The organism is Streptomyces sp. NPDC059718 (assembly GCF_042733315.1).
Classification (GTDB): domain Bacteria; phylum Actinomycetota; class Actinomycetes; order Streptomycetales; family Streptomycetaceae; genus Actinacidiphila.
Genome location: NZ_JBHWGA010000002.1, coordinates 191280 through 208470 on the forward strand (window position 1 = coordinate 191280; position 17191 = coordinate 208470).

Annotated in this window: 16 protein-coding genes and 1 pseudogene; 8 read left to right on the forward strand and 9 right to left on the reverse strand. The window is 69.2% G+C overall.

The features are described 5' to 3' along the window. The first annotated feature begins 102 nt into the window (after positions 1–102). Both trxB and trxA read left to right on the forward strand, forming a co-directional pair. Positions 103–1089, forward strand: coding sequence for a thioredoxin-disulfide reductase (trxB, locus tag ACFV3E_RS03365; protein ID WP_500533125.1), 987 nt, complete (start codon positions 103–105; stop codon positions 1087–1089). Between the two features lie 47 nt (positions 1090–1136). After that, a complete protein-coding gene (gene trxA / locus ACFV3E_RS03370) occupies positions 1137–1466 on the forward strand; it encodes a thioredoxin (protein ID WP_431958961.1) in 330 nt (109 codons plus the stop codon). Between the two features lie 56 nt (positions 1467–1522). On the opposite strand, the gene ACFV3E_RS03375 is transcribed toward trxA, so the two are convergent. From ACFV3E_RS03375 to rpmH, 9 genes are all read right to left on the reverse strand, one after another. Further along, the gene (locus ACFV3E_RS03375) at positions 1523–2140 is read right to left on the reverse strand and encodes a GNAT family N-acetyltransferase (RefSeq protein ID WP_499512894.1); all 618 of its coding nucleotides are present in this window, start codon (positions 2138–2140) and stop codon (positions 1523–1525) included. Between the two features lie 297 nt (positions 2141–2437). Next, on the reverse strand, positions 2438–3547 hold the full coding sequence (locus tag ACFV3E_RS03380; protein ID WP_500533126.1) for a ParB/RepB/Spo0J family partition protein: 1110 nt from the start codon (positions 3545–3547) through the stop codon (positions 2438–2440). Beyond that, on the reverse strand, positions 3544–4593 hold the full coding sequence (locus tag ACFV3E_RS03385) for a ParA family protein (protein ID WP_500533127.1): 1050 nt from the start codon (positions 4591–4593) through the stop codon (positions 3544–3546). The genes ACFV3E_RS03380 and ACFV3E_RS03385 overlap by 4 nt, the downstream gene beginning before the upstream one ends. A 253-nt stretch (positions 4594–4846) precedes the next feature. Next, positions 4847–5563 carry a 16S rRNA (guanine(527)-N(7))-methyltransferase RsmG gene (gene rsmG / locus ACFV3E_RS03390; protein ID WP_499512891.1) on the reverse strand — a complete coding sequence of 239 codons (717 nt, stop codon included), beginning with the start codon at positions 5561–5563 and terminating at the stop codon, positions 4847–4849. A 103-nt stretch (positions 5564–5666) separates the two neighbouring features. Continuing rightward, positions 5667–6164: a Jag family protein gene (locus ACFV3E_RS03395; RefSeq protein WP_500533128.1), complete on the reverse strand. Its 498-nt coding sequence runs from the start codon at positions 6162–6164 to the stop codon at positions 5667–5669. A gap of 15 nt (positions 6165–6179) precedes the next feature. Beyond that, positions 6180–7232, reverse strand: a complete 1053-nt coding sequence (yidC, locus tag ACFV3E_RS03400; RefSeq protein WP_500533129.1) for a membrane protein insertase YidC — start codon at positions 7230–7232, stop codon at positions 6180–6182. A 2-nt stretch (positions 7233–7234) separates the two neighbouring features. Then, positions 7235–7555 carry a membrane protein insertion efficiency factor YidD gene (yidD, locus tag ACFV3E_RS03405; RefSeq protein ID WP_500533130.1) on the reverse strand — a complete coding sequence of 107 codons (321 nt, stop codon included), beginning with the start codon at positions 7553–7555 and terminating at the stop codon, positions 7235–7237. Beyond that, positions 7552–7926, reverse strand: a complete 375-nt coding sequence (rnpA, locus tag ACFV3E_RS03410) for a ribonuclease P protein component (protein ID WP_500332036.1) — start codon at positions 7924–7926, stop codon at positions 7552–7554. Before rnpA ends, yidD begins: the two co-directional genes overlap by 4 nt. A gap of 26 nt (positions 7927–7952) precedes the next feature. Continuing rightward, positions 7953–8090, reverse strand: a complete 138-nt coding sequence (gene rpmH, locus ACFV3E_RS03415; protein WP_003975051.1) for a 50S ribosomal protein L34 — start codon at positions 8088–8090, stop codon at positions 7953–7955. Positions 8091–8480: 390 nt separating this feature from the next. Here rpmH and dnaA point away from each other — a divergent pair, with 390 nt between their 5' ends. From dnaA to gyrB, 6 genes and pseudogenes are all read left to right on the forward strand, one after another. Next, entirely contained in the window at positions 8481–10229 is a 1749-nt protein-coding gene (dnaA, locus tag ACFV3E_RS03420; protein ID WP_500533131.1) for a chromosomal replication initiator protein DnaA, read from the forward strand. Positions 10230–11067: 838 nt separating this feature from the next. Then, on the forward strand, positions 11068–12198 hold the full coding sequence (gene dnaN, locus ACFV3E_RS03425) for a DNA polymerase III subunit beta (protein WP_500533132.1): 1131 nt from the start codon (positions 11068–11070) through the stop codon (positions 12196–12198). Positions 12199–12277: 79 nt separating this feature from the next. Continuing rightward, positions 12278–13159: pseudogene (gnd, locus tag ACFV3E_RS03430) on the forward strand (phosphogluconate dehydrogenase (NAD(+)-dependent, decarboxylating)); the annotation flags it as partial. Between the two features lie 32 nt (positions 13160–13191). Further along, positions 13192–14322 (forward strand): DNA replication/repair protein RecF, encoded by a 1131-nt coding sequence (gene recF, locus ACFV3E_RS03435; protein WP_499512885.1) that lies wholly within the window; start codon positions 13192–13194, stop codon positions 14320–14322. Continuing rightward, the gene (locus ACFV3E_RS03440) at positions 14319–14864 is read left to right on the forward strand and encodes a DciA family protein (protein ID WP_500533133.1); all 546 of its coding nucleotides are present in this window, start codon (positions 14319–14321) and stop codon (positions 14862–14864) included. The genes recF and ACFV3E_RS03440 overlap by 4 nt, the downstream gene beginning before the upstream one ends. Before the next feature lie 270 nt (positions 14865–15134). Continuing rightward, on the forward strand, positions 15135–17177 hold the full coding sequence (gene gyrB, locus ACFV3E_RS03445) for a DNA topoisomerase (ATP-hydrolyzing) subunit B (RefSeq protein WP_499512884.1): 2043 nt from the start codon (positions 15135–15137) through the stop codon (positions 17175–17177). Positions 17178–17191 lie beyond the last annotated feature (14 nt).

Sequence of the window (17191 nt, forward strand, 5' to 3'; positions counted from 1 at the left end):
CCGATGGGAATGCCCGGACCGTAGGATCCGTTAGGCGGGATGACAATGGTCCCGTCGCCGAGGCACCCGGCGAGTCGGCACAGCAGAGACGAGGAAGCACCCGTGAGCGACGTCCGAAACGTGATCATCATCGGTTCCGGTCCGGCGGGATACACAGCCGCGCTCTACACCGCCCGCGCCTCCCTCAAGCCCCTGGTCTTCGAAGGGGCGGTCACGGCCGGCGGTGCTCTGATGACCACGACCGATGTGGAGAACTTCCCCGGCTTCCGCGACGGCATCATGGGCCCCGACCTCATGGAGAACATGCGGGCCCAGGCCGAGCGGTTCGGTGCCGAGCTGATCCCGGACGACATCGTCGAGGTCGACCTCGAGGGCGACATCAAGACCGTCACCGACTCCGCGGGCACCGTCCACCGGGCGAAGGCCGTCATCGTCGCCACCGGTTCCCAGCACCGCAAGCTGGGCCTGCCCAACGAGGACCAGCTCTCCGGTCGCGGCGTCTCGTGGTGCGCCACCTGTGACGGCTTCTTCTTCAAGGACCACGAGATCGCCGTCATCGGCGGTGGCGACACCGCCCTGGAGGAGGCGACCTTCCTCTCGCGCTTCGCCAAGAGCGTGAAGGTCGTCCACCGCCGGGACACCCTGCGCGCCTCCAAGGCCATGCAGGAGCGTGCCTTCGCCGACCCGAAGATCTCGTTCGTCTGGGACAACGAGGTCGCCGAGATCAACGGCGACGGCAAGCTCTCCGGCCTGGTCCTGCGGAACACCAAGTCCGGCGAGACCTCCGAGCTGCCGGTCACCGGACTCTTCATCGCGATCGGCCACGACCCGCGGACCGAGCTGTTCAAGGGCATCCTCGACCTGGACGAGGAGGGCTACCTCAAGGTCGAGTCCCCCAGCACCCGTACGAAGATCCCCGGTGTCTTCGCCGCCGGCGACGTCGTGGACCACACCTACCGCCAGGCGATCACCGCCGCGGGCACCGGTTGCTCCGCCGCCCTGGACGCCGAGCGCTACCTCGCCGCTCTGAGCGACGCGGGCAGCGAGCACACCCGCGAGCCCGAGCAGACCGCCGCCGCGGTCGTCTGACCGCACCGCACAAGCAAGTACCCGTCCTACACACCGAGGAGACAGCCGTGGCCGGCAACACCAAGACCGTGACCGATGCGACCTTCGACGAGGAGGTCCTGTCCAGCGACAAGCCCGTGCTCGTCGACTTCTGGGCCGAGTGGTGCGGTCCGTGCCGCCAGATCGCCCCCTCCCTGGAGGCGATCGCCGCGGAGCACGGCGACCAGATCACCATCGTCAAGCTGAACATCGACGAGAACCCGGTCACCGCCGCCAAGTACGGCGTCATGTCGATCCCGACCCTCAACGTCTACAAGGGCGGTGAGGTCGTGAAGACCATCGTCGGCGCCAAGCCGAAGGCCGCCATCGAGCGCGACCTGTCCGACTTCATCGGCTGAGCACCGCAGACGGACACGAAAGGGCCCGCCCCCGTGAGGGGCGGGCCCTTCGTCCGTCACAGGGGCCGCAGCGCCGGTTCCTTCTGCACGGCGCCGAGCAGCCGGTCGATCGCCATCTCGACGTCCTCCTTCCAGGAGATCGTCGTCCGCAGTTCCAGCCTCAGCCGGGGGAACCGCGGGTGCGGCCGCACCGTCTTGAAGCCGACCGCCAGCAGGTGCTCGGCAGGGAGCACGCACGCGGGTTCCTCCCAGCGCGCGTCACCGAAGGCCTCGATCGCCCGGAAGCCCCGCCGCACCAGGTCCTTGGCCACGGACTGCACCAGGACCCGGCCCAGTCCCTGTCCCTGGAAGCCCGGGAGGATGCGCGCGGTCATCAACTGGACCGCGTCGGGGGAGACGGGACTCGTGGGGAAGGCCGTCGAGCGCGGCACGTAGGCCGGCGGGGCGTAGAGCACGAAGCCGGCCGGCACCTCGTCCACGTAGACGACACGGCCGCAGGAACCCCACTCCAGGAGGACCGCGGAGATCCAGGCTTCCTTCTCCAGCTCGGGCTTGCCGGCTTGGACGGCGGCCTCACCGCTTACCGGATCGAGTTCCCAGAAGACGCACGCGCGGCAGCGGTTGGGGAGATCCGGGAGGTTGTCCAGCGTGAGCGGAACGAGCCGACGCCCCATGAGGTCTGACCCTCGTTTCTGTCGTGGACCCAACTGCCGACGAAGCCACCCACGGCGCCCAGCCCAAGCCCCGCTGCGAGGAGGGCGGCCTTCTGCCAATCGTGCTCCACTCCGACGTGCCGCACCGATCGCATGAGCCCCTCCTCGGAGGTAGTGCTCCATCCCGTAGGCATCGTATCCGCGAGCCGACAAGTCCGACACCGGAGCAACGCGAACGGCCCAGCAAAAAGCGGGTCACATCCCTCTCGGGATGCGACCCGCCCAGAAGTTGCGGCCCATCACATGACGGGGAGGGGATCACTCCTCCTCGTCGGTCTCCTCGGTGAGCGACCGCTCGAGGACCTCGCCCTCACCCGGGGCCATCGAGCCGAGGATGCGCTCCAGGTCCTCTATCGAGGCGAACTCCACGACGATCTTCCCGCGCTTCTGCCCCAAGTCCACCTTCACCCGGGTCTCGAAGCGGTCCGAGAGCCGCAGCGCCAGATCGGTCAGCGCGGGGGACATCCGCTTGCCCGCCCGGGGGGACGGGGCCTTCCTCGTCGGCTGGGACTCGGAGTTCATCACATGCACGATCTCCTCGACCGCGCGCACCGAGAGCCCCTCGGCCACGATCCGGCTGGCGAGCCGGTCCTGGTCCTCCACGTCCTCCAGGGCGAGCAGGGACCGTGCGTGCCCGGCGGAGAGCACACCGGCCGCCACACGGCGCTGTACGGGCGCGGAGAGCTTCAGCAGACGCAGGGTGTTGGATACCTGGGAACGGGAGCGGCCGATGCGGTCGGCGAGCTGCTCGTGCGTGCAGGCGAAGTCCTTGAGGAGCTGGTCGTAGGCGGCCGCCTCCTCCAGCGGGTTCAGCTGGGCACGGTGCAGGTTCTCCAGCAGCGCGTCCAGGAGGAGCTTCTCGTCCTCGGTGGCCCGCACGATCGCCGGGATGGCCTCCAGGCCCGCCTCACGGCTGGCCCGCCAGCGGCGCTCACCCATGATGAGCTCGTAGCGCTCCGGTCCGACCTGACGGACGACGACCGGCTGCAGGAGGCCGACCTCCTTGATGGAGGTGACCAGCTCGGCCAGCGCGTCCTCGTCGAAGACCTCACGCGGCTGACGCGGGTTGGGGATGATCGCGTCCAGCGGCAGCTCGGCGAAGTACGCCCCTGCCACCATCGGCGGCTCCTGGGCCGCGATGGCTTCAGAGGTTTCACGTGAAACCGGGATCGCAGCGGTGCCCTCCCGACCCTGCTGTTCCACCAGGGCCGCCACCTTGGCGACGGCGACCCCTCGTTCCGGCGCCAGGACCGGGGCGGCGTTCGCCGCCGTCGCCACCGCGGTCGCGGCCGCCGCGTCCACACCGTTCGGTGCGGCGGGAATCAGCGCGCCCAGACCACGGCCGAGTCCTCTGCGTCGCTCACTCACTGGATCCCCTCCGAGGTGTTCTGCTCATTGACTTCTGAGGTGCGTCCCAGCCCGCGCAGGGCCATCTCGCGTGCCGCCTCCAGGTACGACAGCGCTCCGCTCGAACCCGGATCGTAGGTCAGCACCGTCTGGCCGTAGCTGGGGGCCTCCGAGATGCGGACCGAGCGCGGGATGCTCGTGCTCAGCACCTCCTTGCCGAAGTGGGTGCGCACTTCTTCGGCGACCTGCGACGCGAGCCGGGTCCGGCCGTCGTACATGGTCAACAAAATGGTGGAGACGTGGAGCTTCGGGTTGAGGTGGCCCCGCACCAGTTCCACGTTGCGGAGCAGCTGGCCCAGTCCTTCCAGGGCGTAGTACTCGCACTGGATGGGGATGAGGACCTCGGCGCCGGCCACCATGGCGTTGACGGTCAGCAGACCGAGCGAGGGCGGGCAGTCGATGAGGATGTAGTCCAGCGGCTGCTCGTAGGACTCGATGGCCCGCTGCAGCCGGCTCTCCCGGGCCACCAGCGAGACCAGCTCGATCTCGGCACCGGCCAGGTCGATGGTGGCGGGGGCACAGAACAGGCCCTCCACGTCCGGCACCGGCTGAACGACGTCGGAGAGTGGCTTGCTCTCGACCAGGACGTCGTAGATGGAGGGGACTTCGGAGTGGTGGTCGATCCCGAGGGCGGTGGATGCGTTGCCCTGGGGGTCGAGGTCGACGACCAGCACCCGGGCCCCGTGCAGGGCCAGGGAGGCGGCCATGTTGACCGTGGTGGTGGTCTTGCCGACCCCGCCCTTCTGGTTGGCGACCACGACCACTCGGGTCTGGGGTGGCCGGGGGAGTCCTTCACCGGCCCGCCCCAGCGCCTCCACGGCCAGTTGGGCTGCACGGCCGATGGGGGTGTCGTCCATCGGGGGCGGTGTTTCACGTGAAACATCATCCCCGAACGACTCGGTGCGGGGACCGGGGACCGGATCGGCCATCGGTCCCGCGATGTTGGCGTCGGACCGCAAGGATTCACTCTCCTCGACTACAAGCTCGCAATGAACAGAGCCTGCCATGCTTTCGGGGTCACGAACCAGTGAGGGCCGTTCTCCTGTGGATGAATCCACCGGTTGGGTCGCTGAATGGGTCATCTCGACGGCCCGATGAGAGAGCGATTCGGCCGCGGCACGGGCGCGGCCGAGGATTCCTGGAAGCAGAGAGCGCCGTTTCACGTGAAACACGATGCGCAGCGCGGCGACCGTTTCCTACACGACACTCCGGATTGTGTACGTATGGCCGTTTGTATGGAGCACACGACCCCAGCCGCGATCAGCGTTGGCGCCGACGGCTCTCCCGGGCCGCCTTGGCCCTCCGGGTCGCCGCACGGACACCACCGGGGCTCTCCCCCGCGAGCACCCGCACCACGGTCGACAGCGGATCCACGATCCCCTCGCCGACCTGGACCACGGAGGTCTCCACCGCACCGAGACGGCTCAGCGCGGCACGCGCCGCCTTCAGCTCCTCCTCGGCCGTGTCGCCCTTGAGGACGGTCATCTCCCCGTGCGGACGGAGCAGGGGAAGTCCCCAGCCGGCGAGCCGGTCCAGGGGGGCCACGGCGCGCGCGGTCACCACGTCCACCGGCGGCACCTTGCCCACCATCTCCTCGGCCCGGCCACGCACCACCACGACGTTGGACAGCCCCAGCAGCCGCACGGCCTCCTCGAGGAAGGTGGTCCTGCGCAGCAGCGGCTCCAGCAGGGTGATGCTGAGGTCCGGCCGGGTCAGTGCCAGCGGGATGCCCGGCAGCCCCGCCCCCGAGCCCACGTCGCACACCGAGACGCCCTGGGGGATCACCTCGGCGAGCACCGCGCAGTTCAGCAGATGGCGTTCCCACAGCCGGGGCACCTCCCGCGGACCGATCAGCCCGCGACGCACGCCCGCGTCGGCCAGCAGTTCGGCGTACCGCACCGCGTCCGCGAAGCGCTCCCCGAACACCTCACGTGCCGCCTCCGGCGCCGGGGGGAGCTCCGCCGCTGCCTCCGTCACGAGAACCGTCCTTCCGTTGTTACGGGCCTTCTCCAGGCTGACAAGATTCGGCCCCGCCTGCGAACAGACGGGGCCGAGTGAGTACCGCTGAGACCGGGGGAGGTCAGGAGGCCGGAAGGACGACCACCCGGCGCTCGGGCTCCTCGCCCTCGGACTCGCTGCGCAGCCCCGCGGCGGCCACGGCGTCGTGCACGACCTTGCGCTCGAAGGGCGTCATCGGCTTCAGCTTGACCGGCTGGCCGGAGCCCTTGACCTCCTCGGCCGCCTTCTCGCCCAGCTCGGTCAGCTCGGCCCGCTTCTGCGCCCGGAAGCCGGCGATGTCCAGCATCAGCCGGCTGCGGTCGCCGGTCTCCCGGTGGACCGCGAGTCGGGTCAGCTCCTGGAGCGCCTCCAGCACCTCGCCCTCCCGGCCGACGAGCTTGTTGAGTTCACGGCTCGACGGGTCGCCGACGATGGAGACCGAGGCGCGGTCCCCTTCGACGTCCATGTCGATGTCACCGTCGAGGTCGGCGATGTCCAGCAGCCCCTCGAGGTAGTCGGCCGCGATCTCGCCCTCCTGCTCGAGGCGGGTGAGCGCGTCGGTGGTGTTGCCGTCCGTCACGGCAGGACTCCTCTACTACTTCTTCTTCGACAGGTTCGGCTTGTCCGCGCCGCTGCTCGGCTTGGGCTTGGTGCCCGCGGTCGCTCCGCCGCCCGGCTTGGGCTTCGGCTTGGTGCCGCCGGCAGCAGCACCCGGCTGCGCGGGACCGCCCGTCTGGCGCTGGGACTTGGTCTGGCGCTTGGGCTGGCTGCGCTTCACCGGCGCCGCGTCCTGCAGCTCCTTGTCGGCGGCGGGCTCGTCCTTCAGCTTGCCCTTGGCCTTCAGGCGCTCCTGGCGCTGCTGGAAGGCGAGGCTGCCGGGGGTCGGGTTCCGGCGGATGACGAACATCTGCTGCCCCATGGTCCACACGTTGGTGGTCAGCCAGTAGATGAGGACACCGACGGGGAAGTTGATGCCGAAGACGGCGAACATGATCGGGAAGACGTACATCAGCATCTTCTGCTGCTGCATGAACGGCGTCTTCACCGTCATGTCGACGTTCTTCGTCATCAGCTGGCGCTGCGTGTAGAACTGCGAGGCCGACATCAGGATGATCATGATGACGGTGACCACGCGGACGTCGGTGACCGAGGCGCCCAGCGAGGCGAGCTTGTCAGCGCTGTCGGTGAACTTCGCGGCGAGCGGGGCGCCGAAGATGTGCGCCTTCTGGGCGCTGTTGACCAGGTCCTGGCTCATCACGCCGACCTGCTTGCCCTGCGCGATGTAGCTCAGCACGTGGTACAGCGAGAAGAAGAAGGGGGACTGCGCCAGGATCGGAAGGCACGAGGAGAGCGGGTTGGTGCCCGTCTCCTTGTACAGCTTCATCATCTCTTCGGACTGACGCTGCTTGTCGTTCTTGTAGCGCTCCTGGATCGCCTTCATCTTGGGCTGGAGCGCCTGCATGTTCCGGGTCGACTTGATCTGCTTCACGAAGAGCGGGATCAGGCAGATCCGGATCAGGACCACCAGAGAGACGATCGACAGGCCCCAGGCCAGGCCGCCGTCCTTGTCAAAGACAAGGCTGTACAGCGAGTGGAACTGGACAATGATCCACGAAACGGCATCGTAGAGGGGGTTCAAGATCCCCACGGTCAGGCTCCTTGGGCATGAGGCGTCTCGACGGGCTCGGGAGTAACGGACCCGCCTGCTGCGTCACCCCGGAGGGCTTCGCGCAGGCGAGCGTGCCACGGCGGTCGCTTGCGCGGGGGGACATGGTCCACACCGCCGAGCGACCACGGGTTGCAACGCAGGATCCGCCACGCGGTCAAGGCAGTGCCCTTGATCGCGCCGTGCCGATCGATCGCCGTATACCCGTAGTGAGAGCACGAGGGGTAGTACTTGCAGACCGGACCGAGCAACGGGCTGATGGTCCACTGGTAAATCTTGATCAAGGCCAGCAACGGGTACTTCATAGCGCCACCCCCAGGAGCCTCCCGAGGGCGGCATCCAGGTCTCGGGCCAGCTGTGAATGGTCTGCGTCACCCGCACCGGGCAGCGCTCGTACGACTACCAGGCTACCGGGGGGCAGCACGGACAGACGTTCGCGGACGAGGTGACGAAGCCGACGCTTGACCAGGTTCCGGGTCACGGCGTCACCGACGGCCTTGCTCACGACGAAACCCGCACGCGCCGGGGAGGCACTCCCCCCCGCCGCGTGCGGGTCCCTTGTGTCACTGTCGGTGCGCAGGTGGACGACCAGGAGCGGCCGTCCGGCCCGGCGTCCTCGACGTACCGCCGTCGCGAAGTCCTGGCGCCGCCTCAGCCGATTACCGGTGGGCAGCACGACTCACACCTCGCGCTTCGGTGCGATCAGGCGGACAGACGGGCGCGGCCCTTGCTGCGGCGGGTCGCGAGGATGGCGCGGCCGGCACGCGTACGCATACGCAGCCGGAAGCCGTGGGTCTTGGCGCGACGACGGTTGTTCGGCTGGAAGGTGCGCTTGCTCACTCGGGGGCTCCAGGATGAATCGGGTGTTGGCGGGGCGTCGCCTGGCTGTCACCGTGCGCCCACGAGAAGCTCGCGGAACATTCAGGTGTGCACCGCTTGACGATCACCTAGGTGATCCTCGCCCATCGGTAGGCAGGCGGCAGCAGCCATCGACAACTCGACCTGGTTACGGTACGCGGGGCCGCGGCATCAGGTCAAACCCGCCGGGGCGCTGGCCGTGGTGCACCGCCATCCGGACGTGGTTTTGCACACCCTGTGGACAACGACTTGAACCAGGTAGCCCGCGCTGACTACCGTGGCCGAACCCCGAAACATTCCCGTCCGTCCCAAGAACCACACCTTCGTGGGACCCATCGGCACCAACCAGCGACCGACGAGAGAGCGTGCACTGTGGCTGACGTAACTGCCGATCTTGCCTCAGTGTGGCCCAGGGTCCTGCAGAAACTGCTCGCCGAAAGCGACGACCTCAAGCCTAAGGACGCGGAGTGGCTGCAGCGGACGCAGCCGCTGGCGCTCGTCGCGGGCACGGCGGTGCTGTCCGCCCCCAACGAGTTCGCCAAGAGCGTGCTGGAGGGACGGCTCCTCCCGCTGATCACCGATGTCCTCAGCCGTGAGTTCGGGCACCCCGTGGGCATCGCCATCGCCGTGGCCTCGGGCGGCGAGCCGGAGGCGGCGCCCGCGCCGCCGGCCCCGGTCGCCCCCGAGCCGCAGTCCCAGGCCCAGCCGCAGCCCCCCGTGTACGGCGCGGAGCCCGCCCGGTACGGCGAGCAGCCGCACGGCTACGGCGAGGTCCCGCGGATGCGCCCGGCCTACCCCGACCACGCGGTCGGGCCCACCGGCGGTGCCGGCGGCTGGCCGCCCCACGAGCCCGAGGACCGCTGGCAGCAACAGCACTTCGGCGACTACCAGGAGCGCGAGCCGTACCGGCCGCCCGCCTCCCGCTACGAGATCCCCCCGCCCCACCAGCCTCAGGGGCGTCCGGAGCCGGTGCCGCCGCAGAGGCCGACCATGCCCACCATGCCGACGCCGCGCACCGGTGGCGGCGGTGGTGCCGGTTCCCCCGGGGGCGGGGCGAGCGGTTCGGGTGGTTCCGTGGGCCCGGCCGAGCCCACGGCGCGGCTGAACCCCAAGTACCTCTTCGACACCTTCGTCATCGGCGCCTCCAACCGCTTCGCGCACGCCGCGGCGGTCGCCGTCGCGGAGGCACCGGCCAAGGCGTACAACCCGCTGTTCATCTACGGGGAGTCCGGCCTCGGCAAGACGCACCTGCTGCACGCGATCGGGCACTACGCCCGCAGCCTCTACCCGGGGACGCGGGTGCGCTACGTGAGCTCCGAGGAGTTCACCAACGAGTTCATCAACTCCATCCGCGACGGCAAGGCGGACGCGTTCCGCAAGCGCTACCGCGACATGGACATCCTGCTCGTCGACGACATCCAGTTCCTGGCGAGCAAGGAGTCGACGCAGGAGGAGTTCTTCCACACCTTCAACACCCTGCACAACGCCAACAAGCAGATCGTGCTCTCCTCGGACCGGCCGCCCAAGCAGTTGGTGACTCTGGAGGACCGGCTGCGCAACCGCTTCGAGTGGGGCCTGATCACCGACGTCCAGCCGCCCGAGCTGGAGACCCGGATCGCGATCCTCCGCAAGAAGGCCGTGCAGGAGCAGCTCAACGCCCCGCCGGAGGTGCTGGAGTTCATCGCCTCCCGGATCTCGCGGAACATCCGCGAGCTGGAGGGCGCGCTGATCCGCGTGACGGCCTTCGCCAGCCTCAACCGGCAGCCGGTGGACCTGCAGCTCACCGAGATCGTGCTGAAGGACCTGATCCCGGGCGGGGAGGACTCCGTCCCCGAGATCAGCGGGCAGGCGATCATGGCGGAGACGGCCTCGTACTTCGGTCTGGACGTGGAGGACCTCTCGGGCTCCTCCCGCAGCCGGGTGCTCGTCACGGCCCGGCAGATCGCCATGTACCTGTGCCGTGAGCTCACGGACCTGTCGCTGCCCAAGATCGGCGCCCTGTTCGGCGGCCGCGACCACACGACCGTCATGCACGCGGACCGCAAGATCCGCTCCCTGATGGCCGAGCGGCGGTCGATCTACAACCAGGTCACCGAGCTCACCAACCGCATCAAGAGCTGAGCGCAGCGCCCTCGGCGTCCGCCGAGACCTCCACAGCGCCCCGGGCCAACTCCCGGGGCGCTTTTCGTTGTTCGATTGCGCCGGCCGCGTCTTGGGGACAGGAACGTCTCTCCACAGGCGGGGGCGGTTTTCCCCCGTCCACAGCCTGGGGATGCCCGGGTTGTCCCGAACGTGTCCACAGGCACGACCGCGGGATACTCATTCGGGCTGCTGGAGGCCGTGTGGATTTGTGGGCAACCCTGATCCACAGACTGTGGACGCTCCGGCCGCCCACAAGGCCGCCCTCCCGGTTGTCCACCGGCCGCCCACAGGCAGGGGCACGTTGTCCCCAGTCAGGGACCACTTCTCCACAGTCCTGTCCACTGTTCGGCAACGGAACACACCCGCTCACCGATCGGAGTGAACCGCATCACACCGACGTGGTGGGTTGGGCTGGGGAGAACCTGGGTATTCCTGGGGACAGCGCTGGGGAGAACCGGAGCGTCCCTGTGAATCGCGTGTGCACAACTTCCGGGCGTCCACAGATCGGCTGGGTTGTCCACGGGCTCCACCCACAGGCGCGGTGGATAAAAAACAGGGCCTGACCTGCACCGGGACCACTTATCCACGGTATCCACACCCCCTATTACTACGACCAGGGATAGTTACCGGGGAATCTGCTTCGAAGTGGGGCCTGTGCACAACCGAGCCGCGGGCCGTCCGCCTCCCCGCCCTCCGGCTTGACCGCAACCCGCACCGCATGTCCGTGGCGGCTGTCAGACTGTTCTCCGGCAAGAGGGCCAGCAGGGCCAAGAGACAGTCGGCCACAGACAGCCAGCAACAGCAGGAGGCGGTTCCGGTGAAGATCCGGGTGGAGCGCGATGTACTCGCGGAGGCAGTGGCCTGGGCGGCCCGCAGTCTCCCGGCCCGTCCCCCGGTGCCGGTCCTGGCCGGCCTGCTGCTGAAGGCCGAGGAAGGCCAGCTGAGCCTGTCCGGCTTCGACTACGAGGTCTCGGCCCGCGTCTCCGTGGAGGCGGACGTCGAGGAGGACGGCACCGTCCTGGTCTCCGGCCGGCTGCTCGCCGACATCTCGCGGGCGCTCCCCAACAGGCCTGTGGAGATCGCCACCGACGGCGTGCGCGTGAGCGTCGTCTGCGGCAGCTCGCGATTCACACTCCACACCCTGCCTGTGGACGAGTACCCGGCGCTGCCCGCGATGCCGATCGCCTCCGGCACCGTCCCCGGCGAGGTCTTCGCCGCTGCCGCCGCCCAGGTCGCGATCGCCGCCGGCCGCGACGACACCCTGCCGGTGCTCACCGGTGTGCGGATCGAGATCGAGGGCGACACGGTCACCCTGGCCGCCACCGACCGCTACCGCTTCGCGGTCCGCGAGTTCCTGTGGAAGCCGGAGACCCCGGACATCTCCGCGGTCGCCCTGGTGCCCGCCAAGACGCTGCTGGACACCGCCAAGTCCCTCACCAACGGCGACTCGGTCGCCATCGCCCTGGCCGGCTCCGGCGCGGGCGAGGGCCTGATCGGCTTCGAGGGCGCGGGCCGCCGCACCACCACCCGCCTGCTCGAGGGCGACCTGCCGAAGTACCGGACGCTCTTCCCGACCGAGTTCAACTCCGTCGCGGTGATCGAGACCGCTCCGTTCGTCGAGGCCGTCAAGCGCGTTGCCCTGGTGGCCGAGCGCAACACGCCGGTCCGGCTGAGCTTCGAGCAGGGCGTGCTGACCCTGGAGGCCGGTTCCAGCGACGACGCACAGGCTGTGGAGCGTGTGGACGCCAAGCTGGAGGGCGACGACATCTCGATCGCCTTCAACCCGACCTTCCTGCTGGACGGCCTGAGCGCGATCGATTCGCCGGTGGCGCAGTTGTCGTTCACCACGTCGACCAAGCCCGCGCTGCTCAGCGGCCGTCCGGCGGTCGACGCCGAGGCCGACGACGCGTACAAGTACCTGATCATGCCGGTCCGGCTGTCCGGCTGACGCGAGGCCTGTCCGGTCGCGTCGCCCTGCAGGTACCGACGTAGGCTCGACGTAGGTCAGGCAGGCTTCGAACGAAGGATCAACGATGGAGCTCGGTCTCATCGGTCTCGGCAAGATGGGCGGGAACATGCGCACGCGCATCCGCCAGGCCGGTCACACTGTCGTCGGGTACGACCGCAACCCGGATCTCGCCGATGTCCACAGCCTGCAGGAACTTGTGGACAAGCTCGCGGCCCCGCGGGTGGTGTGGGTGATGGTGCCGGCCGGCGCCGCGACCCAGGCGACGATCGACGAGCTCGGTGAGCTGCTCTCCCCCGGTGACGTGGTCGTCGACGGGGGCAACTCCCGTTGGACGGACGACGAGAAGCACGCCGAGGAGCTGGCCGCCAAGGGCATCGGCTTCGTCGACTGCGGTGTCTCCGGCGGCGTCTGGGGCCTGGAGAACGGCTACGCGCTGATGTACGGCGGCGAGCCCGAGCACGTCGAAAGGGTGCAGCCGGTCTTCAACGCCCTCAAGCCGGTGGGGAACTTCGGTTCCGTCCACGCGGGCAAGGTCGGCGCCGGCCACTTCGCCAAGATGGTCCACAACGGCATCGAGTACGCCATGATGCAGGCCTACGCCGAGGGCTGGGAGCTGCTGGAGAAGGTCCACTCGGTCACCGATGTGCGCGAGGTGTTCCGCTCCTGGCAGGAGGGCACCGTCATCCGCTCCTGGCTGCTGGACCTGGCCGTCAACGCCCTCGACGAGGACGAGCACCTCGACAAGCTCAAGGGGTACGCGGAGGACTCCGGCGAGGGCCGCTGGACCGTCGAGGCGGCCATCGACAACGCCGTGCCGCTGCCCGCGATCACCGCGTCGCTCTTCGCGCGATTCGCGTCCCGCCAGGACGACTCCCCGCAGATGAAGATGATCGCCGCGCTCCGGAACCAGTTCGGCGGCCACGCCGTCGAGAAGCACTAGTCACACCCACGGGAAGGAGGCGGCGCGCAGCCATGCACGTCGCGCATCTGTCGCTCGCCGACTTCCGCTCCTACGCCCGGGTCGAGGTCCCGCTCGACCCGGGCGTCACCGCCTTCGTCGGCCCCAACGGCCAGGGCAAGACCAATCTGGTAGAGGCGGTCGGTTACCTGGCGACCTTCGGCAGCCACCGGGTCGCGAGCGACGCCCCGCTGGTGCGGATGGGCGCGGACCGGGCGATCGTGCGGGCGTCCGTGGTGCAGGGCGAGCGGCAACAGCTGATCGAGCTGGAGATCAATCCGGGCCGCTCCAACCGGGCCCGGCTCAACCGCTCCTCCCAGGTCCGCCCGCGCGACCTGCTGGGGATAGTCAGGACGGTGCTCTTCGCCCCCGAGGACCTGGCCCTGGTCAAGGGCGACCCCGGGGAGCGCCGGCGCTTCCTCGACGAGCTGCTCACCGCTCGGGCGCCCCGGCTGGCGGGCGTCCGCAGCGACTACGAGCGGGTCCTGAAGCAGCGCAACACCCTGCTGAAGTCGGCCGCCATGGCCCGCCGCCACGGCGGCCGCGGGGCCGACCTGTCCACGCTCGACATCTGGGACCAGCACCTGGCCAGGGCCGGCGCCGAGCTGCTGGCCCAGCGTCTGGACCTCACCCAGGCCCTGCAGCCGCTGGCGGACAAGGCGTACGAGCAGCTGGCACCGGGCGGTGGTCCCGTCGTCCTGGAGTACCGCAGTTCGATCGGCGAACGGATCGCCGGGGCGTCGGGCCGCGAGCAGCTGTACGGACTGCTGCTGGAGGCCCTGGGCGAGGCCCGCAAGCAGGAGATCGAGCGCGGGGTGACCCTGGTCGGCCCGCACCGGGACGACCTCTCCCTCAAGCTGGGACAGCTCCCCGCCAAGGGGTACGCGAGCCACGGCGAGTCCTGGTCGTACGCGCTGGCGCTGCGCCTGGCCTCGTACGACCTGCTGCGCGCCGACGGTGGCGAACCGGTGCTGGTGCTCGACGACGTCTTCGCCGAGCTCGACGCCCGGCGCCGCACCCGGCTGGCCGAGCTGGTGGCCCCCGGTGAGCAGGTGCTGGTGACGGCGGCGGTGGACGACGACGTACCGGACGTGCTGGTCGGCGCCCGGTACGCGGTGGAGGACGGCGGCGTGGAGCGGGCATGACGGATCAGCAGCAGCCGGCGCAGGAGACGGGCGCCCAGGACAAGCCGGTGTCCGGCGTCGACCTGGCCAGGGTCGCGCTGCGCGCCGCCAAGGAGCAGGCCCGCGCGAGGGGCGCGGCCGCCCAGCAGAAGAAGCAGGCCCGGCGCGGGGGCTTGCGCAGCGGTGCGCGGGCGGACGGGCGGGACCCGCTGCCCCTGGGCGCCGCGATCAGCCGGCTGATCACCGAGCGCGGCTGGGAGGCCCCCGCGGCGGTGGGCGGCGTGATGGGCCGCTGGCCGGAGCTGGTGGGCGACGACGTGGCCCTGCACTGCCAGCCGCAGCGGTACGACGAGGAGGACCGGGTCCTCACGGTGCAGTGCGACTCCACGGCCTGGGCGACCCAGCTGCGGCTGCTCGCCCCGACGCTCGTGGCCAGGCTGAACGCCGATCTCGGGCACGGCACCGTGAAGTTGATCAAGGTCCTCGGGCCGGGAGGACCGGTGCGTTCGTACGGGCGTCTGCGTGCCCCCGGGAGCCGTGGGCCGGGCGATACGTACGGATAGGCCGGGAACCTGCTGTGCGTAATCGGGTCGAAGCCCTGTGCGCCCGCGTGAGCCGTTTTGGGACCCGGTCCGCGTGTGGGGAGTCGGCTGGAGGTACTTCCGTCGGGTACACGGGAACTCAGGTACCGCCAAAGCCCCATCTATGTCGGCGCTACCGGTAGACTGGTAGCAGTACCGCCCGCCCCTGGCCTCCGGCACCGGGGGACCCCAGCGGGACCAGTCGAACGATGTCGAGTGATGCAGCCGGTTCCGCGCCGCGGGACCCCGCTCATGCTGTGCCAGAAAGGGCGCTTCGTGGCCGATTCCGGCAACCCCAACGAGATCAATACGTCCGCAGCTGACGGCTCCGCCGCGCCCGCCACCGGCGGGGCGTACGACGCCAGCGCGATCACCGTCCTTGAGGGCCTGGACGCGGTTCGCAAGCGCCCGGGCATGTACATCGGCTCGACGGGCGAGCGCGGCCTGCACCACCTGGTGTACGAGGTCGTCGACAACTCCGTCGACGAGGCACTGGCCGGTCACGCGGACACCATCAACGTCACGATCCTCCCCGACGGCGGCGTGCGCGTGGTCGACAACGGCCGCGGCATCCCGGTGGACATCGTCCCGTCCGAGGGAAAGCCCGCCGTCGAGGTCGTGCTCACGGTGCTGCACGCGGGCGGCAAGTTCGGCGGCGGCGGCTACGCCGTCTCCGGCGGTCTGCACGGCGTCGGCGTCTCGGTCGTGAACGCGCTGTCGAACAAGGTCGCGGTCGAGGTCAAGCGTGAGGGCTTCCGCTGGACCCAGGACTACAAGCTCGGTGTGCCCACCGCCCCGCTGCAGAAGAACGAGCCGGTCGCGGAGACCGGCACCACCGTGACCTTCTGGGCCGACGGTGACATCTTCGAGACCACCGAGTACTCCTTCGAGACGCTGTCGCGGCGCTTCCAGGAGATGGCCTTCCTCAACAAGGGCCTGACCATCTCGCTGACCGACGAGCGTCCCGAGCACGCGGACGTGGAGAACGAGGGCCAGCCGCGCTCGGTCGCGTACCACTACGAGGGCGGCATCGTCGACTTCGTGAAGTACCTGAACTCGCGCAAGGGCGAGCCGGTCCACCCGTCGGTGATCGACATCGACGCGGAGGACAAGGAGCGGATGCTCTCCGTCGAGGTCGCGATGCAGTGGAACACCCAGTACAGCGAGGGTGTCTACAGCTTCGCCAACACCATCCACACCCATGAGGGCGGCACCCACGAGGAGGGCTTCCGCGCCGCGCTGACCACGCTGGTCAACAAGTACGCGCGCGAGAAGAAGCTGCTCCGCGAGAAGGACGACAACCTCACCGGTGAGGACATCCGCGAGGGTCTGACCGCGATCATCTCGGTCAAGCTGGGCGAGCCGCAGTTCGAGGGCCAGACGAAGACGAAGCTCGGCAACACCGAGGCGAAGACCTTCGTCCAGAAGGTCGTGCACGAACACCTGACGGACTGGCTGGACCGCAACCCCAACGAGGCCTCGGACATCATCCGCAAGTCCATCCAGGCGGCCACCGCCCGGGTGGCGGCCCGCAAGGCGCGCGACCTGACGCGCCGCAAGGGCCTGCTGGAGACGGCGTCGCTGCCGGGCAAGCTGAGCGACTGCCAGTCCAACGACCCCGCCAAGTGCGAGATCTTCATCGTCGAGGGTGACTCCGCCGGCGGCTCGGCAAAGTCCGGCCGCAACCCGCAGTACCAGGCGATCCTCCCGATCCGCGGCAAGATCCTGAACGTGGAGAAGGCGCGGATCGACAAGATCCTGCAGAACACCGAGATCCAGGCGCTGATCTCGGCCTTCGGCACCGGTGTGCACGAGGACTTCGACATCTCGAAGCTGCGCTATCACAAGATCATCCTGATGGCGGACGCCGACGTGGACGGCCAGCACATCAACACCCTGCTGCTGACCTTCCTCTTCCGCTTCATGCGGCCGTTGGTCGAGGCGGGCCACGTGTACCTCTCCCGTCCCCCGCTCTACAAGATCAAGTGGGGTCGGGACGACTTCGAGTACGCGTACTCCGACTCCGAGCGCGACGCCCTGATCGAGCTGGGCCGGCAGAACGGCAAGCGTGTGCGCGAGGACTCGATCCAGCGCTTCAAGGGCCTCGGCGAGATGAACGCCGAGGAACTGCGGGTCACCACGATGGACGTCGACCACCGCGTGCTCGGCCAGGTCACCCTGGACGACGCGGCCCTCGCCGACGACCTGTTCTCGGTGCTGATGGGCGAGGACGTCGAGGCCCGGCGTTCCTTCATCCAGCGCAACGCCAAGGATGTCCGCTTCCTCGACATCTGAGTCGGCCCCCATCA